We start from the raw sequence: 26,708 nt of genomic DNA, 5'->3' as shown, positions 1-26,708 counted from the left end.
ACAGCCCTGAAATGCAACTGCTCGCCGTCGGTCTCAACCATACCACCGCCCCAGTGTCGCTCCGCGAACAGCTGGCGTTTGCGCCTGAGCACTTGGGCCAGGCGGTGATGGCGGCGCGCAGCTGGTTCCAGCGCATCGACTTGCGCGACAATGACGAAGCGGCCATCCTGTCGACCTGCAACCGCACCGAGCTGTACGCGGCCAGCCATGTGCCGAACCCGCTCGACGCGGGCGCGCATTTCCTGGCCGACTATCACCAGCTCAATTACAGCGAGCTGCGCCCCCACTTATATATGCTGCCGCAGCACGATGCCGTGCGCCACACCTTCCGCGTCGCCTCCGGGCTCGACTCGATGGTGCTGGGCGAAACGCAGATCCTGGGACAGATCAAGGATGCCATCCGCACGGCCGACGAGGCGGGCGGCCTGGGCACGTATCTGCACCAGTTGTTCCAGCGCAGCTTTTCGGTGGCCAAGGAAGTGCGCAGCAGCACGGAAATCGGCGCCCACAGCGTGTCCATGGCGGCCGCCGCCGTGCGCCTGTCGCAGCGCATCTTCGACAAGATTGCCGAACAGAATGTGCTGTTCATCGGCGCCGGCGAAATGATCGAATTGTGCGCCACGCACTTTGCCGCACAAAATCCGAAAAGCATCACCATTGCCAACCGCACCATGGAACGGGGCGAGGAACTGGCGCACCGCTTCAACGGCACCGCCATCCGCCTGGCCGACTTGCCGGAGCAGCTGCACCGGTTCGACATCGTCATCTCGTGCACGGCGTCGTCCTTGCCGCTGCTGGGCCTGGGCCTGGTCGAGCGCGCCATCAAGGCGCGCCGCCACAAGCCCATGTTCATGGTCGACCTGGCCGTGCCGCGCGACATCGAAGCGGAAGTGGGCCGTTTGAACGACGTGTTCCTGTACACGGTCGACGACCTGGGCAAGGTCGTGCAGACGGGCCTGGAAAGCCGGCAAGCGGCCGTGGCGCAAGCCGAAGCCATCATCGAGACGCGCGTGCAATCGTTCATGAGCTGGGTCGACGACCGCGCCATGGTGCCCGTCATCCAGCATCTGCATGAAAACAGCGAAGCGCTGCGCCTGCTGGAAGTGGAACGGGCGCGCAAGATGCTGGCCAAGGGCGCCGACATCGACGCCGTGCTCGAAGCGCTGTCGAAAGGCTTGACGGCCAAATTCCTGCACGGTCCGCAGCAGGCGCTGCACCATGCGCAGGGCGACGAGCGCAAGCAGCTGGTCACCCTGCTGCCGAAACTGTTCCGTCCCCGCCGTTAGCGCAGCCCCGCTGGCCGCCCGCGCGGCCGCCCCCTGCCCGCCTGCCGGGCTTGCACCATCCCTATACTCTTTTACCGCGAATCGCTATGAAACCATCCATGCTGGGCAAACTCGATCAACTGGCGAACCGCCTGGTCGAACTCGACGAACTGCTGATGCACCCGGACGCCACGTCGAACATGGACAGCTACCGCAAGATGACGCGCGAGCACGCCGAACTGGGCCCGCTGGTGGCCCTGTACCGTTCCTACCAGGAAGCGGGCAACGATATTGCGACAGCGCAAGAAATGCTGGCGGACCCGGACATGAAGGAATTCGCCCAGGAAGAGATCGAGGCGGCGAAAGCCACCATGGCGCAACTGGAACGCGAATTGCAGACCATGCTGCTGCCGAAGGACGTCAATGACGAGCGCAATATCTTCCTGGAAATCCGCGCCGGCACCGGCGGCGACGAGTCCGCCCTGTTCGCCGGCGACCTGCTGCGCATGTACACGCGCTTTGCCGAGCGCAACCGCTGGCAGGTGGAACTGGTGTCGTCGTCCGACTCCGACCTGGGCGGCTACCGCGAGGTGATCGTGCGCGTGGTGGGCAATGGCGCGTATTCCAAGCTGAAGTTCGAGTCGGGCGGCCACCGCGTGCAGCGCGTGCCGGCCACGGAAACGCAGGGCCGCATCCACACGTCCGCCTGCACGGTGGCCGTAATGCCAGAAGCGGACGAGGTGGAAGACGTCAACATCAACCCGGCCGACTTGCGCATCGACACCTACCGCGCCTCGGGCGCGGGCGGACAGCACATCAACAAGACGGATTCGGCCGTGCGCATCACCCACTTGCCCACCGGCATCGTCGTCGAATGCCAGGATGACCGCAGCCAGCACAAGAACAAGGCGCAGGCGATGAAAGTGCTGGCCGCACGCATCAAGGACGTGCAATTGCGCGAGCAGCAGTCGAAGGAAGCGGCCACGCGCAAGAGCCTGATCGGCTCGGGCGACCGCAGCGAGCGCATCCGCACCTATAATTTCCCGCAGGGCCGCCTGACGGACCACCGCATCAATCTGACGTTATATAAGCTGGACTTCATCATGGACGGGGATTTGACGGAACTGACGAATGCCTTGGCGGCAGAGCACCAGGCGGAGCTGCTTGCCGCGCTGGGCGATTAAAAAGCGTCCATGGCGGCGTTGCATCGCCTGGCCGTACATTCGTACTGCCTGCGGCGCTGCGCCTTGCCCTGAACACTTTTTAAAGCGCCCAGCCAGATCAAGGGTTTAAGTAGCGGCTAAGCAATAAAAATCAGCCCTTGTGCGAAAATGACCAGCTCGATTCCATCCACCTCACCGTGTCGCCCATGAAAAATTCACGCACCGTCCTCCTGTTGACCGCCGCCCTGTGTTTCCTGATGCTGGGCGTGGCCATGTATTTGCAGCATGCCATGAACATGGCACCGTGCCCGCTGTGCGTGATCCAGCGCTACCTGTTCCTCGCCATCGGCATCGCCTGCCTGGCGGGCGCCGCCGCCAACCGTCCGAAGATCGGCGCCGGCGTCGGCTTGCTGGCGGCCCTGGGCGGCATGGGCGTGGGCGCCAAGCATTTGTATGTGCTGGCCAACCCGGGCTTCTCGTGCGGCATCGACCCGGTGGAAACGGCGCTGAACAAGGTCTTCACGGCCGAACTCATGCCCTTCATGTTCGAATCGTATGGCGCCTGCGAAAACGCCGGCGAGCCGTTTTTCGGCCTGTCGATTCCGCAATGGGCATTCATCTGGTTCGCCCTCTTCGCCATCACCATGTTGTGGACTTTGCTGCGCCGCAAATAATAATCAATTATCTATGCCAGAAACACTGATCCCCGCCGGCAGCACTGTCGGCGCCCTGCAAATCCGTCCGCTGCTCGATCCGCTCGACAACCGCATCCTGCTCGGTCATGCGCTGGGCCTGTCGCGCGTCAGCTTGATCACGCAATCGGAGCGGGTGCTCACTGCCGCTGAAGCCGAGCGTCTGTCATGCTTGCTGGCGCGCCGCCTGCAGGGCGAGCCGATCGCCTACATCGTCGGCCAGCGCGAATTCTTCGGCTTGCCGTTCGAAGTGAACGACGCCGTGCTGATTCCCCGCCCCGACACGGAAGTGCTGGTGGAACTGGCGCTCGAGCGCCTGCCGCCGGGCGGACGGGTGCTCGACATGGGTACGGGCAGCGGCGCCATCGCCGTCGCGCTGGCGCACACGCGGCCCGACGCCGTCGTCACGGCCCTGGACGTGAGCAGCACGGCGCTGGCCGTGGCGCGCCGCAACGCCAGCGCCAACGGCGTCAACATCACCTTCATGGCCAGCGACTGGTTCGAAGCGCTGGGCACGGAAAAGTTCGACCTGATCGTCTCGAATCCCCCCTACATCGCCAGCGGCGACCGCCACCTGGCCGAAGGCGACCTGCGCTTCGAACCGGCGGGCGCGCTGACCGACCATGCGGATGGCCTGTCGGCCCTGCGCACCATCATTGCCGGCGCCGCGCGCCACCTGGCGTCGGGCGCCTGGCTGCTGATGGAACACGGCTACGACCAGGCTGCCCAGGTGCGCGAGCTGCTGGCCGCTGCTGGCTACAGCAAAGTGCAAAGCTGGCGCGACCTGGCCGGCATCGAACGAGTCAGCGGCGCCCGCCTGGGCTGAGCGCTGCCACCTGCGCAAAGCTTGACCCGGCGGCGCGCCAGATCCCCCGCAGTTTGTTAAAATATCAAGCGAATTCCTGACCGAAGCGCCGTCCCCGTTCCCCGGGGCGGACGCTGGCGACGCGGCGTTTTTTGGGCCGGCGCCGACGCATTTGCCAAAATTCGGTTAATCTCAGCACAAATTATTTATATGCTGCACAAGAAAGGAAGCTCAAATTGCCCAACCTGTTGACTCGCCGCCTGGCATTGCTGACCGAAGATGCCAACCGCGCGCTGCTGGGCGGCTTGCGCGGCATCGAGCGTGAAACCCTGCGCGTCGACCATGCCGGCCATCTGGCTTCCACGCCCCACCCCGCCGCCCTGGGCTCGGCGCTGACGCACCCTGAAATCACCACCGACTACGCCGAAGCGCTGCTCGAATTCATCACGCCCGCCGAACAGGACATCGCCGTCACGCTCGACAAGCTCGATACCGTGCACCGCCATGCCTACAGCCGCCTCGGCGACGAGTTGCTGTGGAGCCAGTCGATGCCCTGCCAGCTGCCGCCCGAAGCGGACATCGAGATCGCCAACTACGGCAGCTCGAACATGGGCATGCTCAAGCACGTCTACCGGCGCGGCCTGGCATTGCGCTACGGCAAGGCCATGCAATGCATCGCCGGCATCCATTACAACTATTCGCTCGACGAGCAGCTGTGGCAAGTGCTGGCCAACCATCCGGACACCAGCGTCAGCCCGCACCACGCGGCCGCCACGCCGAAAGACGTGCAGTCGGAAAGCTACCTGGCGACGATCCGCAATTTCCGCCGCTACAGCTGGCTGCTGATGTACCTGTTCGGCGCCTCGCCGGCCCTGTCCGCCGGTTTCCTGCGCGGCCGCGCGCACAAGCTCGACACCTTGTCCGACGACACCCTGTTCCTGCCGTACGCGACCAGCCTGCGCATGAGCGACCTCGGCTACCAGAACGACGCCCAGTCCGGCCTGCGCCCGCACGAAAACAGCCTCGATGATTACGTCAACGCCCTCACGCACGCCGTCAACGACCCGTATCCGCCGTACGAAACGCTGGGCACGAAGAAGGATGGCGAGTGGATCCAATTGTCCACCAACGTGCTGCAGATCGAAAATGAGTACTATTCGACCATCCGCCCGAAACGCGTGATCCGCACGGGCGAGCGCCCCATCCAGGCCCTGTGCCTGCGCGGCGTGCAATACATCGAAGTGCGCTGCATGGATGTCGACCCGTTCGAACCGGTGGGCATCAGCCTGGAAACGGGCCGCTTCCTCGACGCGTTTTTGCTGTTCTGCGCGCTCGACGACAGCGCGCCGATTTCTGCCGAGCAAAGCGCCTGCTACACGAACAATTTCGCCCGCACCGTCAAGGAAGGCCGCAAGCCGGGCCTGAGCCTGCGCCGCGATGGCGAAGACATTACCCTGCAAGCCTGGGGCGAGGAATTACTGGCGCGTATCGCGCCCGTCGCGGCCCTACTCGACGCGCGCCAGGGCGGCACGCAGCACGCGGACAGCCTGGCCGCGCAGGCCCGTAAACTGGCCGACCCGGACGCGACGCCATCGGCAAAGGTACTGGCCGAGCTGCGCGCCAACGGCGGCTCGTTTGCCGCCTTCGGCCTGCAGCAAAGCGAACGCCACGCCGCCTGGTTCCGCGCACATCCGGCAACACAGGAACAAAGCGCGTATTTCGACCAGCTGGCGGAAAGCTCGCTGGCCGAGCAGCGCGCCATGGAAGCGGCACCCGCAGGCAGCTTCGACGATTTCGTCGCCGCCTACCGTGCCAGCACCCTGTGCTCGCACACCTGACCTTGCGCAAAACGCCCCGATGCTGACCTTCTATAATGAATTGCACAGCCAGCACCGGGGCCGCTTCGAGATGTTTCGCGGCGCCATGGTGCCCTGCTTCGAGACACCGGAGCGGGCCGACATGGTGGTGGCGGAACTGGGGCGGCGCAACCTGGGCCGCATCGTCACGCCGCACGGCGTGCCGCTGACCTCCTTGGAGCGCATCCATACGCCCCGCTACCTGCATTTCCTGCGCCACGCCTGGCACGACTGGCTGGCGCTCGACCCGGACAATGCGGGCAAGGACGCCTTGCCTTCCGTGTGGCCTGTGCGTACCTTGCGCAGCGACATCGAACCGGACGACTTCACGGCCAAGCTGGGCCTGTACTCGATGGACAACGGCACGCCGCTGACGGCGGGCACCTGGACGGCGGCCAAGACGGGCGCCGACTGCGCCGTCAATGCGGCGCACGCATTGCGCCTCGGCGAGCGCGCCACGTTTGCCCTGACGCGCCCGCCGGGCCACCATGCGGGCAGCGATTTCTTTGGCGGCTACTGTTTTCTGAACAACGCGGCCCTGGCCGCGCAGCACCTGCTCGACGACGGCGCGCGCAAGGTCGCCATCCTCGACATCGACTACCACCACGGCAACGGCACGCAGAGCATTTTTTATGCGCGCGACGACGTGCTGTTCGCCTCGATCCACGCCGACCCGCGCAGCGAATATCCGTTTTACCTGGGCCATGCGGATGAAACGGGCAGCGGCGCGGGGCTCGGCTACAACGTCAATTTACCGCTGCCGGCCGGCACGTCCACGGCCAGCTGGTTCGCCGCGCTGGAAACGGCTTGCCTGCGCATCAATATGTATGCGCCCGACGCGCTGGTGGTCTCGCTCGGCGTGGACACCTTCGTGGGCGACCCGCTGTCGCATTTCTCCCTGCAAAGCGGCGACTACCTGCGCGTGGGCGAACGCCTCGCGCACTTGAACCTGCCCACCGCCTTCATCCTCGAAGGGGGCTATGCGGTGAAGGAAATCGGCATCAACGTCGTCAATGTGCTGGAAGGCTTCGAGACGGCCGATTAAGCCGGCCTACATATTCCGGAACAGCGCCATGAACGGCTGGCTCACGGCCAGGGTTTCCGGCCGCGTTTTCAGGCGCAGGGCACCGCGTCCCACCTCGTCGCGCGTCACCGACGCCACCATCTTCATGTTGACGATGGTGGAGCGGTGGATCTGTTTGAAAATGGCCGGGTCGAGCACGTCGAGCAGTTCGCGGATCGGCTTGCGCAGCAGCGCCTCGCCGTCCGCCGTCATGACGGCCGTGTACTTGGTGTCGGATTGAAAATAGGCGATGTCTTCCACCATGATCAGCCGCGTATCCTTGCCGCTGCTGGCCGTCAGCCACACCAGCGGCGGCGACTTGGCCGCCGCCGGCAAGGCGCTGCTCAATTGCTGCAGCAGGCCGGCCAGCGCGCCGTCGACCGCCGGGGCCTTGCCAGCCCGCGCCCGCACGCGCTGCAGGGTCGCCTGCAGGCGCTCGCGGGCGATCGGTTTCAATAAATAATCGACGGCGCCCTTGTCGAAGGCATCGATCGCGTACTGGTCGTAAGCCGTGACGAACACCACCTGCGTGGCGGGACTCGCTTCCAGCGCGCCGGCCGCCACTTCCAGCCCCGTCAGGCCCGGCATGCGGATGTCGAGGAAGGCGACGTCGGGCTTGCGCGTGGCGATGGCCTCGAGCGCCGTGCCGCCGTCGTCGCAGGCGGCGACGATGCGCAGTGCCGGCCACTCTTCGGCCAGCAGGGCCACCAGCGCATCGCGCAGCAGGGTTTCATCCTCGGCGATTACGCACGTCATTTCAGGCGGATGCATACGACACTCCTTGCGCCGTGCTGTCCGGCACCGTGATGGTGGCCGTCACGCCATCGGGGAAGTTGGCGACAATGGCAAACGCGGCGGCATTGCCGTAGGTCAGGCGCAGGCGCTCGCGCACATTGCGCAGGCCAATGCCCGTGCCGGCGCCGTCGTCGCTGAAGCCCTTGCCATCGTCGGCCACCGTGACGATCACCGTGCCATTGCCGCTGCGCGCCATGATCCAGATGGTGCCGCCGCCGCTTTTCGGCTCCAGGCCATGCTTGATGGCGTTTTCCACCAGGGTTTGCAGCATCATCGGCGGCAGCTCCACCTGGCGCAGGTATTGCGGTACCTCAATCTGCAGGTTCAGGCGCTCGCCCATGCGGATTTTCAGGATGTCGAGGTAGGCGCGCGCCCGTTCCAGCTCCGTGCCCAGGGTCGACATGGCTTGCTCCGTGCGCGGCAGCGAGTGGCGCAGATATAAAATCAGGTTGCCCAGCATCGCGTCGGCGCGCACGGGGTCGCTGCGCGTGAGCAGCTGCGCGCTGGCCAGGGTGTTGTACAGGAAGTGCGGCTCCACCTGCGCATGCAGCAGGCTCAGTTTGGCTACCGTGAGTTCCTTTTCCGTCACCGTCTGGCGCGCCTCGGCCTGCTCGCCGCGGCGGCGCTGCGCCACCCGGCGCGTCATCGCCCGCGTCACCGCTTCCGCATTTTCCAGGTTGCTGCCATGGTCGACGAGGAACCAGTCGGTCCAGGCATTGCGCGCCGGCTCGCAGATCAGGGTCACGCTGCCCGCCTCGCCATTCGGCGTGACGGTGGCGAGGATCTGGTTCGGCCGCGGTTCGAGGAAGCCCAGCACGCGCATGCGGGGCAAGCCCGTATGCGTGTACGGCGCCGCGCGGCGCACGCGCGCCTGTACCTGCAGGCTGTCGCGCGCGCTTTCCACCACTTCGCTGCCCGGCAGTTCGCGGATGGCCGCGTCGACCATGTCGAACGCTTCGCCCGCCTCGAACGGGATCTCGATCTGGCGCCGCTGGCGGCTCGACAGGGTGCCGGCATTGACGGCGCCGGCGATCAGGCGCACGCGGCGCACATGCGAAAACGCATTCGTGATGACGGTGCAGGCCAGCAACGCGCCGACGATGACAAAGAAGCCTTCCGTGTGTCCGAAGATATAGCGCAGGAAGTTCTCGACCAGGAGGGCGGTGGCGATGATGTACGTGAGCATCGTGGCCAAGGTGAGGCGAAGGATAAAGAAGAGGCTAGTCATGGTTTTTCCCTGGAACGTAGAAGTGGGCCAAGAATAGCAATCGGCACCAGCGGCGGTGGCCATTATGCGATGGAAGCCCGGTAGTAGCGACAAAGGCATCAAAATAAAGCATCAATCCGCGCCACCGCGAAATAAAATCGCTTGCAATTAAATAGTGCACGATATATATTGCACACATGGACGCCGGATTTACTTCTTCAGACGGGCATCCTGGGGCCACGGCCCGCGAAACAAGTAGCACACTATTTAGTAGTCACCTATTTATCTACCTAAAGGAAACCATCATGTCGATCAAACAAGTCCTGTACCGCGCGCAAGCCACCGCCACCGGAGGCCGCGAAGGCCGTGCCGTGTCGTCCGACAATGTGCTGGACGTCAAGCTGACCACGCCAAAAGAGCTGGGCGGCAATGGCGCCGTCGGCACCAATCCGGAACAACTGTTTGCCGCCGGCTACTCGGCCTGCTTCATCGGCGCCATGAAATTCGTCGGCGGCCGCGACAAGATCGCCGTGCCGGCGGACCTGTCGATCGAAGGCAACGTCGGCATCGGCGCCATCGACACGGGCTTCGGCATCGAAGTGGAACTGAAGATTTCGCTGCCAGGCATGGAACGCGCCGCCGCCGAAGCACTGGTCGCCGCTGCCCACATCGTGTGCCCGTACTCGAACGCCACGCGCGGCAACATCGACGTCACCCTGACGATCGTGTAATCGGGCGGCAAGGTCACGCATCCGTCCCCGGCAACGCAACGCTGCCGGGGATTGAGCATGGCAATTCCATGGAAATGGACGGATCTTGCAAGGTATATATACTGGTGCGCCATCCATGACGGTCAGGCCCGTCCACATCGATCAACCGCGCGCGCCGCACGGCGCATGCGCGGCCAGACCGGCCTGATCAAGCAGGGATCTTACGGCGCCGTACCCGTGCCAAGCACATGAGCGCCAGGCCCGCAGGCAGCATCAACGCGACCGTAGGCTCAGGGACTGGCGCCGCAGAGATGGTGAAGGTCGTCCGGTCGGACCAATTATATTGATCTGACCAACTTTCGCCCGTGTGCGAATTTCCGCTTAGGCTGCCGAAGGAACTGCCGGTAGCGCCATAGCTACTCCACCAGTGGACATAAACTTCGTCAGCGCCGGAAGTGCCGACTGAATAGTGCAGCTTACCCGTCAATGCATAACTAAATGCATATACTGTACATTTAAGATAGGAACTGCCGCAGCCCCCGCTGCCAATAATGATCTTTTCAGGCAAATACTCATGGCCCTGGGATTCGAAATAGCTGAGTTCATCAAGTGCAACAATGCCGTCCCGATTACGGTCTTCGCCGGTGAAACTGCCCTTGTACTTCATCTGGGAATCGAACACGCCAGTAGCGGCGTCGACGAAGCCTTGATAGACAAAATTCCAGGTCCTCTCATCGGCATGGGCAGAAGAGATTCCGGCAATAAATAGAGCGGCACATAACAGTTTCTTTTTCATGGCTTCCTCATATTTTTGTAGAACGTTACAAGGGGCATTCAGGTGGATGCCCGAGTCAAAAGTGACGGCAAAATCGCCATGAAGAGATTATCATAATTATAATTTTCTTCCGAAAACGGCCTGATTTCGGCTTGCTGCAGAGTGTACGAAAAGGCTTGCAATTCGGTAGCTGTACACAAAAAAGCACGCTTCCTGCGCACCTGCGGCAACTGCACCGTCAGGGCCGGCACCAAAGCGCAATTGCGCGCCTTGCTCAACGCTGGTGCCCTGAAGCCGGTAAAATCACGGCCACTCTCAATCAAGGATGACCCATGATCAGCTGGCAATGGAACACGTTCGACGAACTCGGCCCCCACGATTTGTACCAGGTGCTGGCCTTGCGCCAGCGCGTGTTCGTCATCGAACAGCAGTGCATTTACCCGGACCTGGACGGCCATGACCAGCAGGCGATGCACTTGCTGGGCTGGCAAACGGTCGATGGCCAGCGCCGGCTGGCCGCCTACCTGCGCGTGCTGGCGCCGGGCGCCAAGTATGTGGAAATGTCGCTGGGCCGCGTGCTGACGGCGCCCGAGGCGCGCAGCAGCGGCGCCGGCAAGCAGTTGTTGCTTGAGGGCATCGCGCGGGCGGAACGCCAGCACCCTGGCCACGCCATCCGCATCGGCGCGCAGCACTACCTGGAACGCTTCTACCAGTCGTTCGGCTTTGTCACCGTCAGCGCGCCGTACGACGAAGACGGCATACAGCACGTCGACATGCTGCGCGCGGAGCGAGCGGCATGACGACGGCGCTCATTTCCTGGAGCGGCGGCAAGGATTCCTGCCTGGCCCTGTGGCGCGCGCGCAACGCCGGCACGAGCGTGCCGCTGTTGATCACGGCCATGGATGAAGATGGCCGCAAATCGCGCTCGCACGGCGTGCCGCCCGAGCTGCTGGCAGCGCAGGCGGCACGCCTGGGGGCGCGCCTGCAGCGCTATCACGCCAGCTGGGCCAGCTATGAAGAGCAATTCATCGCCATGCTGCGCGCGGCGAAGGAGGACGGCATCGAGCACGCCCTGTTTGGCGACATCGATTTGCAGCCGCACCGCGACTGGGAAGAAAAAGTCTGCGCCGCTGCCGGCCTGACAGCCCACCTGCCCCTGTGGGGCGAAGACCGCCGCGCGCTGGTCGACGAATTTCTCGCCGCCGGCTTCAAGGCCATCGTCGTGTGCATCAACGGCCAGCATCTGCCGCGCGCATTTTGCGGGCGCGAGTTCGACGCCGCCTTCCTGGCCGACCTGCCGCCCGGCGTCGACGCCTGCGGCGAAAACGGCGAATTCCACACCTTCGTCTACGACGGCCCCGCCTTCAGCGCCCCGGTCGCGCTGCGCCGCACGCAAGTGCTGCAATATGACGCGCCGGCCAACCTGGGCGGCGCCACGTATTACTTCCAGGAGCTGGCGCCCGCTTAAACCGGCCAGCAAAGCAAAAAGGGCGATTCCGTGGAATCGCCCTTTTTGCTTTGTGCCCTGCGCGTGTTTATTTTTTCGTCACGCTGACCAGCTTGATCTCGAACAACAAGCCGGCGTAGCCAGGAATCTTCGGCGCGCTGCCCGCCTTGCCATAGCCCAGGTCATACGGAATGGCCAGGGTGCGCGTGCCGCCGACCTGCATGCCGACCAGGCCGCGGTCCCAGCCCAGGATGACCCGGCCGATACCCAGCGGGAAAGTAAAACCGCTGCCTGCCGGGCTCGCATCGAACTGCACGCCCTTGTTGCCCGGCTTGCTTGCGTCATACAGCCAGCCCGTGTAGGTCACCAGCAGGGTATCGCCCGCTGCCGCTGCCGTACCGGTGCCGGTCACCGTATCGGTAATGGTCAGTTCTTTCACTTGCGTATTCGGGTCGAGCACGACCGGCTTCTCGGTGTTGGCAGCAGCACCGCAAGCGGTCAGGGCCACGGCGCAAGCGAGGGTGGCGATCAATTGAAATACCGATTTCATGGTTTCCCTTTAAATATTGGTGTGTGGCTGAGGCCCGTACGGTGCGGACCGGTACGGGCTGCAGTTTAACAGGACTCACGTAGCCCATTTGTAAGCAGACGTAAGCACGGCGCTAAATTGTGTGCCGATACAACGTTGCCATAATGATCACAATTATCTAGATTTCCACCTGCGTGCCCAGTTCGATCACGCGGTTGCTCGGGATCTGATAGTAGTCGGCCGCCGTGCGCGCATTGCGCGACATGGTGACGAACAGGTGCTCGCGCCATGGCATCATGCCGGCGCCCGGCGTCGAAATGATGGTCTGGCGCGCGATGAAGAACGACGTTTCCATCATCTCGAAATCGAGTCCCTGCTCGGCGCATTGCGCCAGCGCCGCCGGAATGTCCGGTTCATCCTTGAAGCCGTAATGCACGTTGACCTGGTAGCACTGGTGGCCCAGGTCCACCACGCGCACGCGCTCGGACGGCGCCACCCACGGCTCTTCATGCATGAAGACGGTGAGGAAAATGACGCGCTCATGCAACACTTTGTTGTGCAGCAAGTTATGCAGCAGCGCATGCGGCACGCCATCCGTTTCGCCGCGCAGGAAGATGGCCGTGCCGGGCACGCGCAGCGGCGGCGCGATGAACAGCGACGAGAGGAAATCGTCGAGCGGAATCGCATGCTTTTCCAGGTTCTGGAACACCAGCTGGCGGCCCCGTTTCCAGGTCAGCATGACGATGAACAAAATCGAGCCCAGCAGCAGCGGGAACCAGCCGCCGTGGAACAGTTTCAAGGCCGTCGCCGACACCAGGTTGACGTCGATGATCAGGAAAAAGCCCGTGGCGGCCCAGCACAGGGCCAGGTTCATCTTCCAGCGGTAGCGGATGACGAAGAAGGTCAGGATCGTGGTCGACAGCATCGTGGCCGTGACGGCGATGCCGTAGGCGGCGGCCAGGTTTTCCGAAGAGCCGAAGCCGACGACGGCCAGCAGCACCACGGCCAGCTGCAGCCAGTTCACGGCGGGGATGTAAATTTGCCCGATTTCGCTTTCCGACGTGTGGCGCACGCGCATGCGCGGCAAGAAACCCAGCGCGATGGCTTGCTTGGTCATCGAGAAGGTGCCGGAAATGGTTGCCTGCGAGGCGATCACGGTGGCCATGGTCGACAAGATCACCAGCGGGTACACACTCCAGGCGCCCAGCTGCTGGTAAAACGGATTCGAAACGGCTTCCGGATGGGCCAGCAGCAGGCCGCCCTGGCCCAGGTAGTTCAGCGCCAGCGCGGGAAAGGCGATCAGGAACCAGGCCAGGCGGATCGGCTTCTTGCCGAAGTGGCCCATGTCGGCGTACAGCGCCTCGGCGCCCGTCAGCGCCAGCACCACGGCACCCAGGGCGACGAAGGCGACAAAGCCGTTATTCATCAGGAAGGTCGCCGCGTGCAGGGGATTGAGTGCGGCCAGCACGGCGGGCGACTTGATGATGTTGACCACGCCCATGCCGGCCAGCGCGGCAAACCACAGCACCATGACGGGGGCGAAATAGCGGCCGATGCCGGCCGTGCCGTGCGATTGCACGGAATACAGGCCCACCAGCACGGCGATCGTCAGCGGCACCACGTAGGGACTGAAGGCGGGCGTGGCCACTTCCAGGCCTTCGATCGCCGACAGCACGGAAATGGCCGGCGTGATCACGCTGTCGCCATAGAACAGGGTGGCGCCGAAGACGCCGATCACCATCAGCGGGAAATGCCAGCGCGACAGGCGGCTGACGGACGACAGCACCAGCGCCATCAGCGCCATGATGCCGCCCTCGCCGCGGTTGTCGGCACGCAGCACCAGGGTCACGTACTTGAGCGAGACGATCAGGGTCAGGCCCCAGAAGATCAGCGAGACGATGCCCAGCAGGTTCTCGTGCGAGAGTGCCAGCCCGTGGGCCGGGTCGAAGACGGTCTTCAGGGTGTACAGCGGACTGGTGCCGATATCGCCGTAAACGATGCCGACGGCCGCCAGCGTCAAGCCGGCCAGGCCGCTTTTTTTATGTTCCGACGTCAAGATTGCACCCGTTTTTGTTTTGTTGCATCGCACAATATGATAGGTATTAGCAAATAGCAAGAGTATTTTTGCATGGTTCCGGGCTGCCCCAAAGTCGTGGTTTTGTGCCGCTCCGCCTTGCTGCGCGGGCTTGCGGCCATTGATTTGTTGCCATTCTACGCTTCGCCAGCGGCGCCGGGCAGCCCCCGATGTTTTCGGACATAATGACAGACTGTCTACTCTCCAGCGAAGCCCATCATGAATCCAGGCATGCTCTACGCCTCCCTCGCCTTCCTGTGCTGGGGCCTGTTCCCCCTGTATTTCCATGCCATCGGCGAGATCGCGCCGCAGGAAATCCTGGCGCACCGCATGGTCTGGTCATTGTTGTTCCTGGGCATCGTGCTGACCGTACGCCGCCAGTGGAGCTGGCTGGGCGCCCTGAAAGGCCAGCCGAAGGTGGTGGCCAGCTTCGTCGCCAGCGCGTTCTTGCTGTCCGCCAACTGGTTCATCTATATCTGGGCCGTCAACAACGGCCACGTGGTCGACGCCAGCCTCGGCTACTTCATTACGCCCCTGATCAATGTCATGCTGGGCTTCCTGTTGCTGCACGAGCGCCTGCGCCGCCTGCAGTGGCTGGCCATCGGCCTGGCCGCCTGCGGCGTGGCCTGGCTCACCTGGCAGGCGGGGCAGGTGCCGTGGATCGCCCTGCTGCTGGCGGCCACCTTCGGCGGCTATGGCTTGCTGCGCAAGACGGCCGCGCTGGGCGCGCTGGAAGGCTTGTCGTTCGAAACCTTGATCCTGTTTCCCCTGGCGCTGGCCTACATGCTGTGGCTGGCCTGGCATGGCCAGAGCGGCTTCGTCAATACGGACTCCACCGCCACGCGCGCGCTGCTGCTGGCGTCCGGCCCCATCACGGCCATCCCCCTGCTGCTGTTCGCCGCCGGCGCGCGCCGCCTGCCGCTGGCCGTGCTGGGGCTGTTGCAATACATCGCCCCCACGGGCCAGCTCCTGATCGGCGTATGGGTCTTCCACGAATCGTTCACGCCCGAGCGCATGCTGGGTTTCCTCGTCATCTGGACGGCGCTGGGCCTGTATGCGGCCGAAGGGCTGTGGACGGCCCGCCGCGCGCGCGCTACTGCCTAGCCCTGCCCCTGGCGCCCGTTTCCGCAGCGCACAGCGCTGGCCGGAAGCGGGCGTTTACCGTATCCTGTCCGTCTTTGTATATCACCCGAGATTTCTAATGGCAAATTACGTCTACACCATGAATCGCGTGGGCAAAATCGTCCCGCCCAAGCGCCAGATTCTGAAAGATATTTCCCTCTCCTTCTTCCCAGGCGCGAAGATCGGCGTGCTGGGCCTGAACGGCTCCGGCAAATCGACCCTGCTGAAAATCATGGCAGGCATCGACACCGACATCCAGGGCGAAGCCGTGCCGATGCCGGGCCTGAACATCGGCTACCTGCCGCAGGAACCGCAGCTGGACCCGGCAAAAACCGTGCGCCAGGAAGTCGAATCGGGCCTGGGCGAAGTATTTGAAGCGCAAGCCAAGCTGGAAGCCGTGTACGCCGCGTATGCCGAGGAAGACGCCGATTTCGACGCCCTGGCCACGGAACAGGCACGCCTGGAAGCGATCATCTCGACCTCCGACGGCGGCAATCTGAATCTGCAGCTGGAAATGGCCGCCGACGCACTGCGCCTGCCGCCTTGGGACGCCACCATCGGCGTGCTGTCCGGCGGTGAAAAGCGCCGCGTGGCGCTGTGCAAGCTGCTGCTGTCCAAGCCCGACATGCTGCTGCTCGACGAACCGACCAACCATCTGGATGCGGAATCGGTCGACTGGCTGGAACAATTCCTGCTGCGCTTCCCCGGCACCGTGGTGGCCATCACCCATGACCGCTACTTCCTCGACAACGCGGCCGAGTGGATTCTGGAGCTGGACCGCGGCCACGGCATTCCATGGAAGGGTAACTACTCGACCTGGCTGGATCAGAAGCAAGCCCGCCTGAAACAGGAGGAAGCGACGGAATCGGCGCGCCAGAAGGCGCTGCAGAAGGAATTGGAATGGTCGCGCCAGAACCCGAAAGCGCGCCAGGCCAAGTCGAAAGCCCGCCTGGCCCGCTTCAACGAGCTGTCCGAGCACGAATACCAGAAGCGCAACGAAACGCAGGAAATCTTCATTCCCGTGGCCGAACGCCTGGGCAATGAAGTCATCGAATTCAAGAACGTGTCGAAAGCATTCGGCGACCGCCTGCTGATCGATAACCTGAGCTTTACGGTGCCGCCAGGCGCCATCGTCGGCATCATCGGCCCCAACGGCGCCGGTAAATCGACCCTGTTCAAGATGATCACCGGCAAGGAAACACCGGACAGCGGCGAAGTGGCCATCGGCCAGACGGCGCGCGTGTCCATCGTCGACCAGAACCGCGATAGTCTCGCTGACAACAAGTCCGTGTTCGAAGACGTCTCCGGCGGCGCCGACATGCTGACGGTGGGCCGTTTCGAGATGCCGTCGCGCGCCTACCTGGGCCGCTTCAACTTCAAGGGCTCGGACCAGCAAAAGCAAGTGGGCAACCTGTCCGGCGGTGAACGTGGCCGTCTGCACCTGGCGAAAACCCTGTTGATGGGCGGCAACGTCCTGCTGCTTGATGAACCGTCGAACGATCTGGACGTGGAAACCTTGCGCGCGCTGGAAGACGCCCTGCTGGAATTTGCCGGCAGCGTCATGGTCATCTCCCATGATCGCTGGTTCCTCGACCGTATCGCCACGCACATCCTGGCCTTCGAAGGCAATTCGCAGGTCACTTTCTTTGACGGCAACTATCAGGAATATGAAGCCGACAAGAAGAAACGCCTGGGCGAAGAAGGCGCGAAACCGAAGCGTATCCGCTACAAGCCTTTGACCACGTAATTTCGGTCCGGCAACGCAAAAAGGCAGTTACCTCGCGGTAACTGCCTTTTTTTTCAGCAAACTTCCAGTTTTTAAAACCGTAGCGAGCGGCAACGAATTGTGGCTGAGGAGCGGAACTGTGCTATAGCACAGTGAGCATCGGAGGCCGCAAAGCGTGCCGCGCAGTAGGTTTTTAGAAGTTGTAGCGTGCGCCCAGTGCCAGGCCCGTCGCCTTGCGGCCCTGGTCGGCGCTCTTGCCGAAGTGTTCCACTTCCGCCGTCAGCGAGACTTTCTCGTTGATCGCGTACTGGGCGCCGACGGAAGCGTACACGCCCGTCTTGTCGTTGCCGCTGATGCCGGTCGACAGGCCCGTACCGCTCAAGCTGTTCTTGACCTTGGCCACGCCGAGCTTGCCGAACACGCCGACTTTATCGCTCACGGGCATGGTAGCCTTGCCGGCCAGGTAATAGCCGTGCGAATCGCTTTTCACGGAACCGTTGCCGGCGCCGGTGACATAGCTGTAATCCTTGCTGCCGAAATCAGCGTAACCGCCCTCGACCGCCCAGGTTTTATCGAAATCGTAACCGGCGAAGATCTTGGCGCCAGCCTTGTAGCCACTGTGATTGTCGGCGCTGGTGGCGCCAGGAATATCGAAATTGTAGCGGTTGCCCGTGACGCCGGCACCCACATAGGCGCCTTCGGCGTGCGCGGCGCTCATGCCGGTGAATGCGGTAACGGAAGCGATCATTGCAAACAGGATTTTCTTCTTCATCATGTTCTCTCTCTCAATTAGTGAATGGTGCCTGGATTCGCAGTTCAGCGAAGTGCGATGAGTACACAATAACAGCCGAAAAAAGCTACGTCTTTCTCCATTCCGTAAGAACTGTGACAAGATGTAAGTGGACATTCCAAACTGACAATAACCATAAAATGCGCACCGTTGAGCGAACTTAAGATAGACTTAAGAACATTAGCGATTTTCAGTCGAGAGGAGAAGTGCATGCACAAACGCCAGTTTCTCGCCGCCGCCATGGCCGGTGCGGCCCTGCCCGCCATCGCCCGGGCAGCGCCCGCCGGCCTGCGCGGTCCGGCCCTGCTGACCGTCACGGGCAGCATCGACAAGCCGAACCGGGGTCCGTTCGACGCCGTGCGCGACCAGATGATGCACAAGCAAAAAATCAGTTTTGAGCGGGCACGGGCATTCGACTTTGCGGCGCTGACGAACTTGCCGGCGCGCACCATCCATCCCACCCTGGAATACGACGGCAAGGCGCATGCCCTGCGCGGGCCGCTGCTGGTCGATGTCTTGAAGGCGGCGGGCGCGCCCGAGGAAGGCGATATCCGCCTGCTGCTGCGCGCCGTGGATGGCTATGCGGCGGCGCTGACCATGGCACAGGCGCGCGCACAGCGTTTTATTGTCGCGACCCACCTGGATGGACAGGCGATGGCGCTGGGCGGCCTGGGGCCCCTATGGGCGATCCATGATGCCGACCGCATCGCGGCCGTGGCGGCACTGCCCCTGGCCGAACGGTTCGCCAGCTGCCCGTGGGCGCTGTATCACGTCGGCGTGGAGGCGGGTTGAAGCGGTTGAGATAAATTACGCGTAGGCTTCCGCCATCGACATCACCCTTGGGGAGATAGCAATGCCATGCTCCTCGAACAGGGCCGTGATGGCTGCCAGGTTGTGCGTGCACTCTTCGGTTTTCCAGCCCTTGAAGATATCCGTGCCATCCTTCTGGAAATGCAGGTCCAGTACTTTGCCCGCATCCTTGTGCAGGTAGGGCGAACTATAGGTGTTCTCGAAGCCGAGCGCCTTCAATTGCCCCAGCAAGGCCAGCGGCGGATGGTCGGGATCGGTGGCAAGAAAAATGCCGAAGGTCTTGCCAGGCGGCTTGGCGGCGATGTCGACCTCGTAGATGCCGGGGGCCTTGCTGACGGACGTACTCTTTAAAAATAACATGCAACACTCCCTGCGCGGAATGTCCCGCGCCTGAAACGGGCGGCAAGACAGGGGCGGTGCGCAATGATTCCCCTCGTCAAATCTTATTGCTAATTTGCATCTTTGTCGACAAATCGGCACTTTTATTTGGTAAGTCGTGGTTATCTTGTCGCGTTCGCCAGGGTAAATTATCAATAAAACCAGTTATCATTGCGCCAATACCCGCCCTGTTGCATACTTTTAGCTTGCCTCACGATGGCCTTCCCGCCTGCCACTGCCTCGTCTCCATGCGTCTTCTGTCGATCAAGTACCGCCTGCTCATCCTCCTGACCCTGATCCTGGGGGCGGGCTTCATGGCGACCAGCCTGGCCAGCTACCTGGCCTCGCGCCAGGCCATCGAACACGGCATCGCCGACCAGACCCTGCCGCTGACGGGCGACAACATTTACTCGGAAATCCAGAAGGACATGCTGCGCCCCGTCTTCATCTCCTCGCTGATGGCGCACGACACCTTCGTGCGCGACTGGATACTGGCCGGCGAAAACAAGCCGGAACAGATCGTGCGCTACCTGGCCGAGGTCAAGAAGAAATACGGCGCCATCACCAGCTTTCTCGTCTCGGACAAGAGCAGCAAATACTATTACGCGGAAGGCACCTTGAAATCCGTCAGCCCGCAAGCGACGCGCGACATCTGGTATTACCGCGTGCGCGCCATGGACAAGACCGACTATGAAACGAATGTCGACGTGGACATGGCCAACCGCGACAGCATGACCATCTTCATCAACCACCGCGTCTACGATTACAACGGCCAGTTCATCGGCGCCACCGGCATCGGCCTGACCCTGGCCACCATGAGCCACATCATCGACCGCTACCAGGCGCGCTTCCACCGCAACATCTATTTTGTCGATGCCGCCGGCACACTGGTGCTGGCGGGCAAGAGCGTGCGCAACGGGCATGGCAACATCCGCAGCCTGCCCGGCGTGAGCGCCATTGCCGGGCAAATCATCAATCACCGCAGCGAACCGACGCATCTGTCGTACCAGCTGGGCCGCGCGCAAATCCTCGTCAACTCACGTTTCATTCCCGAACTGGGCTGGTACCTGGTGGTCGAGCAGAACGTCAGCGACGAAGTCCAGTCGCTGCAGCGCGTATTCATCTTCAACCTGGCCATCAGCTTTGGCGTCACCCTGCTGGTGCTCGTGCTGACTCTGCTGACGGTGAACCGCTACCAGCGCCGCATCGAGCGCATCGCCTCGACGGATGCGCTGACCGGGCTATTGAACCGCCAGTCGCTGGAATTGCTGTTCCAGCGCGCGATGTTATTGTCCAAACGCAACGAGCAACCGATGTCGGCCATCCTCTTCGACATCGATTTCTTCAAGCGCGTCAACGATACCCACGGCCACCTGTGGGGCGACAAGGTCATCCGTGGCGTGGCGGACGTGGCGCGCGCCACCGTGCGCGAAAGCGATGTCATCACGCGCTGGGGCGGCGAGGAATACCTGGTGCTGCTGAATAACTGCAGCCTGGCCAAAGCGGCGGAAGTGGCGGAAAACCTGCGTGCCGCCATCGAACAGCACGATTTTGGCCTGCCCGAGCCGCGCGTCCCCGTGACGATCAGCCTGGGCGTGACCGAGTACCGGCCGGAGGAAAGCGAATCGGCCTTCTTTTCGCGCGCCGACAGCGCCTTGTACCAGGCCAAGGAGCAGGGCCGCAACCGCCTGCACGCCGCCTAGAGCGCGGACTTGCGCCGGGCCAGATCCTGCGTGGGCGCCACCAGCGCCCGGTACAACTCGCCCGTTTCCGCATCCCACTGCTGCACGGCCTGCAGTTGACGTTGCACCGTGGCATCGTCACCGCGTGCGATGGGGCCGGACAGCGCGGGCGCGGCGCCCAGGCGGAACACGTTCGCCACCGCTTCCGTCACCAGGGGCTGCGCCAGTTCGCGCGCCACCGGTTCGGGAATGCCGGCAGCCTGGTACGCGCGCAAGGCCGCGTCGAGCACCGTCACCAGGTAATTGCTGGCGAAGACGGCAGCGGCGTGATACAGGGTCTTGGCGGCAGGGTCGATGGGCACGGGGCGCGCGCCAATGGCGATCAAGGCCGGCGTGAGGAAAACCAGCGCCAGCGGGTCGCCTTCGACGCCGCAAAACGTGCCGTCGAAGGTGGCGGCCACCTGCTGCGGGTCGGCAAAGCTGCGGATCGGGTGGGCGCTGGCGACAAAAGCGCCGGCCTGCGTGGCCGCCAGCAGCACGTTCGAAGCCAGCGCGCCGCTGCAGTGAAACACGATGGCGCCCGCCTGGCGCCCCTCGGCCACCAGCGCCGCGCAGGCCGGGCCGATCTGGTCGTCGGACACGGCCAGCATGGTGACGTCGGCGTGGCGCAAGGCCGCATAGCTGTCGACGGGTATACCGGCGCCGATGAAGGCCACGGCCGCTTGCGCCGACGCCATCGAGCGCGTCAGCACATCCTGCACGGCGATACCCTCGGCTTGCGCAAACAGACGGCCCAGCACACGGCCCACGTGGCCGGCGCCGATGATATTCAAAGTGACGTTCATGATGATTTTCTAAAAACTCGATCCCGGCTGGCGCAGGAATTCCACTTCTTCCGAGGTGGAGGGGCGACCGAGGATGGCGTTACGGTGGGGGAAGCGGCCGAAGCGAGCAATCACTTCCTGGTGCCGCTGCGCATAGTCAAGCATGCTGTCAAAACCGGGCTGCGCCTGCGACAGCAGCTGGAACAGCTCGACGGCGCGCGCCTGCATGGCCAGGTCTTCCGCATGTTCGAACGGCAGGTAGGCAAAGGCGCGCAGCATCGGCGGCAGCTGCTGGTCTAGCCCCTGCTGCGTCATCGACACGGCCAGCGCCAGCGCCCGGGCATCGCCGGCAAAGGCACGCGGCGTGCCGCGATACACATTGCGCGTGAATTGATCGAGCACGATGAGGTGCGCCAGCGCGCCGTGCGGCGTGGCATCCCACGCGCGCAAGCCGCCGTCGATGGCGGCATCGATCAGCGCGCCGAAACGGTCGCGTATCTGCGCGTCGAAGCCGTCATCCTTGCGGAACCATTCCACGCGCGGCTGGCCATGGCCAGGGTGATCCGGCGGCAGGAACCAGAAATCGAGTACCTCTTGGGCTTGTCCATCCATCTCCATCCTCTCGGCATCCGTATCAATTGCGGGCATGCGACAGCTGGAAGCCGGCGATGCCTTCGAAGGCGGCCAGTTCGGCCGACATGGCCGACAGGCTGGCGCCCGTGTTCTTGCCATGCGCGATGGCGACAAAGCGCCATTCCTGCATGCCATCGCTGCTGCCGATGGTCAGCGAGCCGCCGGCGATGTCGTAGCCGCGTTTGGCGGCCATGCGCCGCAGCGCATCCTCGCGCGGAATGAACCCTTGCTTGAAGCGCATGGTGATGGCCACCGCGTGGCGCGAAGGCAGCCAGTTCTCCAATTTTGACAGGAAAATCATCGCCATCGCGCACAGGAAGGCCAGGCCCATGGCCGACAGATAAAAACCGATGCCGACCATGATGCCGATCACGGACGAAGCCCAGATCGAGGCGGCCGTCGTCAGACCGCTGATATTGAAGCCCTCACGCATGATGACGCCGGCGCCGAGGAAACCCACGCCCGTGACGATGCCCTGGATGACGCGCGTGGGGTCGCTGCCGACGATGGCGCCATGGCCGCCGTACCAGAATTCGGGATAGCCGCCCAGCACGGTCAGCGCGGCCGAGGCCATGCAGACGAGGCTATAGGTGCGCATGCCCGCCGCGCGCCCGTGATACGAACGCTCGTACCCCACCAGCAAGCCCAGCAGCAGCGCGCCCAGCAGGTTCAGCAGGATCACGCCATTCGTCGCCAGCTCGGCCGGCGACCAGTAGGCGCGCAGGAAGTCGATGGTCGGCATCTAGGGCTTTTTCGTCAGCTGCTTTTCAAACGCCACGTCGAGCTTGCTGACGCGGCGCGCCTTTTGCGGTCCCAGGCCATTCACGAAGGCGACAAAGGCGTCGAGTTCCAGCGGCGGGCACAGGGGCGGCAAGCCGGGGCCTTCCGTGAGGAAGAACAGTTCATCGCCCGTGCGCGCCATCGTGTAGAGGCGGTTGCCGGTGCGTTCCTTGAGCCGCTCGATGGCGGACGTGGCGCGGGTCGAGCGCATCAGATGGCTCCCGTGCGCTGTTCCAGCCACGCCAGCGCAGGCGCATCGGCCGGCGCCGCCAGGTGCGGTGCCAGGCGCGCGCGCACGGTGGCGTGATAGTCGTTGAGCCAGGCCGCCTCGTCGTCGCGCAACAGCGAGCGTTCCACGCAGCGCGTGTCGATCGGGCACAGGGTCAAGGTTTCGAAGCGCAGGAATTCGCCGAAGGGCGTCGTCCCCGCGGGAATGTTGAGCACCAGGTTCTCGATGCGGATGCCCCACTGGCCAGGGCGGTAGATGCCCGGCTCGATGGAGGTGATCATGCCCGGTTCCATGGCCGTCTGCGGCTCCGGCATGGCGGACTGCGAAATCGATTGCGGCCCTTCATGCACGTTGAGGAAAAAGCCCACGCCATGGCCCGTGCCGTGGCCAAAGTCGATGCCTTCGGCCCACAGGGGCGCGCGGGCAATCGAGTCGAGCATGGGCGACTTCACGCCGCGCGGGAACTGCGCGCGCGACAGGGCGATCATGCTGCGCAAGACCAGGGTGAAATCGCGCCGGTGTTCTGCCGTGATCGTGCCGACGGGGACCACGCGCGTGATATCCGTGGTGCCGCCCCAGTACTGGCCGCCCGAATCGATCAGCAGCAAGCCATCGCCTTCGATCGTGGCAGCCGAATCCGCATGGGCGTGGTAATGCATGATGGCGCCATGCGCATTGAAGCCGGCGATGGTGCCGAAACTGGGGCTGACAAAACCGGCGCGGCGGGCGCGGGCGGCCGTCAGGTGCTCATCGACGCCGATTTCCGTCAAGGGCGCGCGCTGCGGGTCGGCCAGGGTTCTGTCCAGCCAGCTGAAGAATTCGCACAGGGCGGCGCCGTCCTGCTCCATGGCCGCGCGCACGTGCGCCGCTTCGCTCTCCGTCTTGCGCGACTTGGCCAGGGTGGTCGGATTGATGGCTTCGACCACGCGCACGCCGTCGGCCACGGCCTGGCGCGTGCCGAACGTGATGCGGCGCGGGTCGAGCAGCAAGGTGGCGCCGGCTGGCAAGGCGGCCAGCGCGGCCGCCGCACGGTCATACGCGGCCACGTCCACGCCTTCGCTCTCCAGGGTGGCGCGCAGGGCGGCGGGCAGCTTGCCGTCGGCGACGAACAGGGTGGCGCGCTCCGGGCCCACCAGCGCATGGGCGAGGAAGACGGGGTTGTAGTTGACGTCGGCGCCGCGCAGGTTGAACAGCCAGGCGATATCGTCGAGGGTGGAAATCACATGGTGGCTGGCGCCGTGCGCCGCCATGCCGGCACGCAGGGCCGCCAGTTTCTCACTGCGCGACAGGGCCGGATACGCGGCCGCGTGTTCCACCACGGGGGCGGCGGGCATGGCCGGGCGCTGCGGCCACACGGCTTGCAGCACATCGGTATCGGTGCGCAGGGTCACTTGCGCACCCAGCGCCTGCTGCAGCAGGCGCGCATTGGCCAGGCCCAGCACGGCGCCGTCGACGGCCACCGTCTGCCCCGGCTGCATGGTCTCGCCCAGCCAGTCGATATACAGCACGCTGGCGCCGGACGGGATTTTCTTCAGGACGATACCGCTGCCGGCCAGCTCCGTTTCCGCCTGCTCCCAGTAGCGGCCATCGGTCCACACGCCGGCGAAATCCTGCGTCACGACCAGGGTACCGACCGACCCCGTAAAGCCAGACAGCCACTCGCGGCCCTGCCAGCGGGCCGGCAGGTACTCGGACAAATGCGGGTCGGCCGAGGGCACGATGCAGGCGTCGATGTGCTGCGCGCGCATGGCGCTGCGCAGCTGCGACAAACGGGAGGCGGGAGTGGCTTGGTCAGGTGTCTGCATGGGGACGAAAAGAGCGGTGCTGGGAAGCCCCTATGATACCGCGATTAGCCCGGCTAAGGCACTGCGCTCCCGCAACGCCTTTTCGGCCGGTTTCAGGTTGCGTTCGAGTTTTTTCCTGACGCCCGCGTGGCGTGCCTGCAGCAGTGCCGTGCGCAGGGCTTCCACGCTGGCGGGCGTGGGGATGGTTTCCACGCCATGGCCCAGGGCGATGGCCAGCGATTGCGATGGCGCACTCTTGGCCGTGCCGGGCGCCACGCACACCTGCGGCAGCAAGGTCGTGATGACGGGCGCGAACCAGCCCTCATCGCGATACGCCGCCACCCGCGCAGCGCGCGCCAGTACGCCGGAATCGGCCGTGGCAAAGGCCGCATCGGCCACATACGGCAGTTGGCCGGCATGGATGGCCACGATATGTGCAGCCGCTTCTTCCAGGATGGTGCGCGAAAAATCCGCATACGCCGCGTCGCCGGCCAGCACTTGCGCGGGGTCCGTGTCGCCGATGTCGTCGCGGCTCCAGTGCCCGCTATGCGGCGAACTGGCCAGCGCCAGCAAGGAAGTGTCGCTCAGTTGCGGCAGCAAGGCCAGTTCGCGCAGGGTAATCGGCATGGGCAGCAGGGCGTGGCGTGCCTGCATGGCCGCATCCAGCCGCGCCAGCGCCTTCGCACCAGCCAGGCGCGCCTGCAGGAACGACTGGTAATGCTGCTCCGTCAGGTGCCGCACGTCATCCATCGAAACGTCATTCGCCATCATCGGCCTCATAGCGGCGCAAGCCTTCCAGGTCCAGCACGCGGATGCCGCCGTAATCGAGGCGCAATAAACCCTTTTTTTCCAGCACCTGCAAGGCCTGGTTGGCGCGCTGGCGCGAGGAGCCCGACAGCAGGCCGATTTCCTCCTGCGACAGCTGCACCAGGGTTTCCACGCCCGGGTACAGATGCGAGTTGAACATCGACGCCAGGCAGCGCGCCACGCGCGTGTTCAGGTCCAGCAGGCGCTCGTTTTCCACCATGCCGATGAACTGGCCCAGGCGCTCGTTGAGCTGCATCAGCAAAAAGCGCGTGAATGGCAAGCTCGTTTCCAGCAGCCAGTGGAAGGTGGCGCCGGGCAGGCGCGCCACGCGCGTGTCGCGCAGGGCCATGGTGTCGTATTTGCGGATCTCGTTCTTCAGCAGCGAGCCTTCGCCGAACCAGCTGCCGGGCGGCACGCCGATGAAGGTCATGGCCTTGCCGGAGGCGGAAAAATTATTCATCTTGACCATGCCGCTGATAACGCCGATCCAGTTGTCCACCGGCTCGCCCTTGCGGCAGACAAAACCGCCTTTCGGCACGAAAGTCTCGAACACATCCGCCTCGACCCGGGCCATTTGCACGGGATCGAGCAGCTGCGCCCAGTTGGCCGCGCGCACGGCATCCTTCAAACTGATATCAGGGTAGGTCATTGTGCGATGCACCATCGAAAAGTGGGTAAATGTCCCCGAAAAGACAACTCGGCAAACTAACGCAAGCTACTATCATTGCACAAACGCCTTACACATAAAAAACACAGAGCGCC

The 26,708-nt window shown here is 63.7% G+C and carries 28 protein-coding genes; 13 read left to right on the top strand and 15 right to left on the bottom strand.

Translation table 11 applies throughout. The annotated features are described in order from the left end of the window. The first annotated feature begins 11 nt into the window (after nt 1-11). From hemA to AC1RJW_RS07130, 6 genes are all read left to right on the top strand, one after another. On the top strand, nt 12-1,286 hold the full coding sequence (gene hemA, locus AC1RJW_RS07155; protein WP_493044383.1) for a glutamyl-tRNA reductase: 1,275 nt from the start codon (nt 12-14) through the stop codon (nt 1,284-1,286). 86 nt (nt 1,287-1,372) lie between these two features. Beyond that, complete coding sequence (gene prfA, locus AC1RJW_RS07150) at nt 1,373-2,449, top strand: peptide chain release factor 1 (RefSeq protein ID WP_070218995.1); 1,077 nt, start codon at nt 1,373-1,375, stop codon at nt 2,447-2,449. A 185-nt stretch (nt 2,450-2,634) separates the two neighbouring features. Continuing rightward, nucleotides 2,635-3,102 carry a disulfide bond formation protein B gene (locus AC1RJW_RS07145; protein WP_493044382.1) on the top strand — a complete coding sequence of 156 codons (468 nt, stop codon included), beginning with the start codon at nt 2,635-2,637 and terminating at the stop codon, nt 3,100-3,102. A 13-nt stretch (nt 3,103-3,115) separates the two neighbouring features. Then, nucleotides 3,116-3,946: a peptide chain release factor N(5)-glutamine methyltransferase gene (prmC, locus tag AC1RJW_RS07140; RefSeq protein WP_493044381.1), complete on the top strand. Its 831-nt coding sequence runs from the start codon at nt 3,116-3,118 to the stop codon at nt 3,944-3,946. 215 nt (nt 3,947-4,161) lie between these two features. Further along, a complete protein-coding gene (gshA, locus tag AC1RJW_RS07135; protein WP_493044380.1) occupies nt 4,162-5,763 on the top strand; it encodes a glutamate--cysteine ligase in 1,602 nt (533 codons plus the stop codon). Between the two features lie 19 nt (nt 5,764-5,782). Then, nucleotides 5,783-6,826 carry a histone deacetylase family protein gene (locus AC1RJW_RS07130; protein ID WP_493044379.1) on the top strand — a complete coding sequence of 348 codons (1,044 nt, stop codon included), beginning with the start codon at nt 5,783-5,785 and terminating at the stop codon, nt 6,824-6,826. A gap of 6 nt (nt 6,827-6,832) precedes the next feature. On the opposite strand, the gene AC1RJW_RS07125 is transcribed toward AC1RJW_RS07130, so the two are convergent. Both AC1RJW_RS07125 and AC1RJW_RS07120 read right to left on the bottom strand, forming a co-directional pair. Next, a complete protein-coding gene (locus tag AC1RJW_RS07125) occupies nt 6,833-7,615 on the bottom strand; it encodes a LytR/AlgR family response regulator transcription factor (protein ID WP_493044378.1) in 783 nt (260 codons plus the stop codon). Further along, nucleotides 7,602-8,867, bottom strand: coding sequence for a sensor histidine kinase (locus tag AC1RJW_RS07120; protein ID WP_493044377.1), 1,266 nt, complete (start codon nt 8,865-8,867; stop codon nt 7,602-7,604). Before AC1RJW_RS07120 ends, AC1RJW_RS07125 begins: the two co-directional genes overlap by 14 nt. A 284-nt stretch (nt 8,868-9,151) precedes the next feature. On the opposite strand from AC1RJW_RS07120, the gene AC1RJW_RS07115 reads away from it, so the two are divergent. Continuing rightward, on the top strand, nt 9,152-9,577 hold the full coding sequence (locus AC1RJW_RS07115) for an organic hydroperoxide resistance protein (protein WP_099377761.1): 426 nt from the start codon (nt 9,152-9,154) through the stop codon (nt 9,575-9,577). A 187-nt stretch (nt 9,578-9,764) separates the two neighbouring features. Here AC1RJW_RS07115 and AC1RJW_RS07110 read toward each other — a convergent pair whose 3' ends face one another. Next, the gene (locus tag AC1RJW_RS07110; protein ID WP_493044376.1) at nt 9,765-10,352 is read right to left on the bottom strand and encodes a PEP-CTERM sorting domain-containing protein; all 588 of its coding nucleotides are present in this window, start codon (nt 10,350-10,352) and stop codon (nt 9,765-9,767) included. A gap of 38 nt (nt 10,353-10,390) precedes the next feature. Then, complete coding sequence (locus tag AC1RJW_RS07105) at nt 10,391-10,654, bottom strand: hypothetical protein (protein WP_493044375.1); 264 nt, start codon at nt 10,652-10,654, stop codon at nt 10,391-10,393. Between the two features lie 9 nt (nt 10,655-10,663). Between AC1RJW_RS07105 and AC1RJW_RS07100 the strand changes: the two genes are divergently transcribed. After that, nucleotides 10,664-11,131 (top strand): GNAT family N-acetyltransferase, encoded by a 468-nt coding sequence (locus tag AC1RJW_RS07100; RefSeq protein WP_493044374.1) that lies wholly within the window; start codon nt 10,664-10,666, stop codon nt 11,129-11,131. Then, complete coding sequence (locus AC1RJW_RS07095; protein WP_493044373.1) at nt 11,128-11,799, top strand: Dph6-related ATP pyrophosphatase; 672 nt, start codon at nt 11,128-11,130, stop codon at nt 11,797-11,799. The genes AC1RJW_RS07100 and AC1RJW_RS07095 overlap by 4 nt, the downstream gene beginning before the upstream one ends. A gap of 67 nt (nt 11,800-11,866) precedes the next feature. Here the strand turns inward: AC1RJW_RS07095 and AC1RJW_RS07090 are convergent, their stop codons facing one another. Next, a complete protein-coding gene (locus AC1RJW_RS07090) occupies nt 11,867-12,328 on the bottom strand; it encodes an FKBP-type peptidyl-prolyl cis-trans isomerase (RefSeq protein WP_326457006.1) in 462 nt (153 codons plus the stop codon). Nucleotides 12,329-12,485: 157 nt separating this feature from the next. After that, complete coding sequence (locus AC1RJW_RS07085) at nt 12,486-14,363, bottom strand: potassium transporter Kup (RefSeq protein WP_493044372.1); 1,878 nt, start codon at nt 14,361-14,363, stop codon at nt 12,486-12,488. A 237-nt stretch (nt 14,364-14,600) separates the two neighbouring features. On the opposite strand from AC1RJW_RS07085, the gene rarD reads away from it, so the two are divergent. Beyond that, a complete protein-coding gene (gene rarD, locus AC1RJW_RS07080; RefSeq protein ID WP_493044371.1) occupies nt 14,601-15,485 on the top strand; it encodes an EamA family transporter RarD in 885 nt (294 codons plus the stop codon). Between the two features lie 97 nt (nt 15,486-15,582). Further along, complete coding sequence (gene ettA, locus AC1RJW_RS07075) at nt 15,583-17,250, top strand: energy-dependent translational throttle protein EttA (RefSeq protein WP_034752850.1); 1,668 nt, start codon at nt 15,583-15,585, stop codon at nt 17,248-17,250. Between the two features lie 172 nt (nt 17,251-17,422). Here the strand turns inward: ettA and AC1RJW_RS07070 are convergent, their stop codons facing one another. Next, nucleotides 17,423-18,004, bottom strand: a complete 582-nt coding sequence (locus AC1RJW_RS07070; protein ID WP_326457003.1) for a porin family protein — start codon at nt 18,002-18,004, stop codon at nt 17,423-17,425. A 225-nt stretch (nt 18,005-18,229) separates the two neighbouring features. Between AC1RJW_RS07070 and AC1RJW_RS07065 the strand changes: the two genes are divergently transcribed. After that, complete coding sequence (locus AC1RJW_RS07065) at nt 18,230-18,811, top strand: molybdopterin-dependent oxidoreductase (RefSeq protein ID WP_493044370.1); 582 nt, start codon at nt 18,230-18,232, stop codon at nt 18,809-18,811. A 15-nt stretch (nt 18,812-18,826) separates the two neighbouring features. Here AC1RJW_RS07065 and AC1RJW_RS07060 read toward each other — a convergent pair whose 3' ends face one another. Continuing rightward, nucleotides 18,827-19,189: a hypothetical protein gene (locus AC1RJW_RS07060; protein WP_493044369.1), complete on the bottom strand. Its 363-nt coding sequence runs from the start codon at nt 19,187-19,189 to the stop codon at nt 18,827-18,829. 266 nt (nt 19,190-19,455) lie between these two features. Here AC1RJW_RS07060 and AC1RJW_RS07055 point away from each other — a divergent pair, with 266 nt between their 5' ends. Continuing rightward, a complete protein-coding gene (locus AC1RJW_RS07055) occupies nt 19,456-20,910 on the top strand; it encodes a sensor domain-containing diguanylate cyclase (protein ID WP_493044368.1) in 1,455 nt (484 codons plus the stop codon). On the opposite strand, the gene AC1RJW_RS07050 is transcribed toward AC1RJW_RS07055, so the two are convergent. The 7 genes from AC1RJW_RS07050 to AC1RJW_RS07020 are packed head-to-tail and all read right to left on the bottom strand — an operon-like array spanning nt 20,907 to nt 26,595. Beyond that, nucleotides 20,907-21,734: a Rossmann-like and DUF2520 domain-containing protein gene (locus tag AC1RJW_RS07050; protein WP_493044367.1), complete on the bottom strand. Its 828-nt coding sequence runs from the start codon at nt 21,732-21,734 to the stop codon at nt 20,907-20,909. The genes AC1RJW_RS07055 and AC1RJW_RS07050 overlap by 4 nt on opposite strands. 9 nt (nt 21,735-21,743) lie before the next feature. Further along, nucleotides 21,744-22,331, bottom strand: a complete 588-nt coding sequence (locus AC1RJW_RS07045; protein ID WP_493044712.1) for a DUF924 family protein — start codon at nt 22,329-22,331, stop codon at nt 21,744-21,746. A 16-nt stretch (nt 22,332-22,347) separates the two neighbouring features. Then, entirely contained in the window at nt 22,348-23,088 is a 741-nt protein-coding gene (locus AC1RJW_RS07040) for an MgtC/SapB family protein (protein WP_493044366.1), read from the bottom strand. After that, nucleotides 23,089-23,337: a hypothetical protein gene (locus tag AC1RJW_RS07035; RefSeq protein WP_034752831.1), complete on the bottom strand. Its 249-nt coding sequence runs from the start codon at nt 23,335-23,337 to the stop codon at nt 23,089-23,091. It abuts the gene before it with no gap. Beyond that, nucleotides 23,337-25,160: an aminopeptidase P family protein gene (locus AC1RJW_RS07030; protein ID WP_493044365.1), complete on the bottom strand. Its 1,824-nt coding sequence runs from the start codon at nt 25,158-25,160 to the stop codon at nt 23,337-23,339. Before AC1RJW_RS07030 ends, AC1RJW_RS07035 begins: the two co-directional genes overlap by 1 nt. Before the next feature lie 30 nt (nt 25,161-25,190). Next, nucleotides 25,191-25,910: a hypothetical protein gene (locus AC1RJW_RS07025; RefSeq protein ID WP_493044364.1), complete on the bottom strand. Its 720-nt coding sequence runs from the start codon at nt 25,908-25,910 to the stop codon at nt 25,191-25,193. After that, nucleotides 25,897-26,595 carry a Crp/Fnr family transcriptional regulator gene (locus AC1RJW_RS07020; protein WP_219118675.1) on the bottom strand — a complete coding sequence of 233 codons (699 nt, stop codon included), beginning with the start codon at nt 26,593-26,595 and terminating at the stop codon, nt 25,897-25,899. Before AC1RJW_RS07020 ends, AC1RJW_RS07025 begins: the two co-directional genes overlap by 14 nt. Between the last annotated feature and the right edge of the window lie 113 nt (nt 26,596-26,708).

The sequence above is a fragment of the Janthinobacterium sp. GW822-FHT07A03 genome, assembly GCF_058798815.1.
The sequence above is the reverse complement of the archived record's forward strand: the minus strand, read 5'-3'. Positions and strand labels throughout refer to the sequence as shown.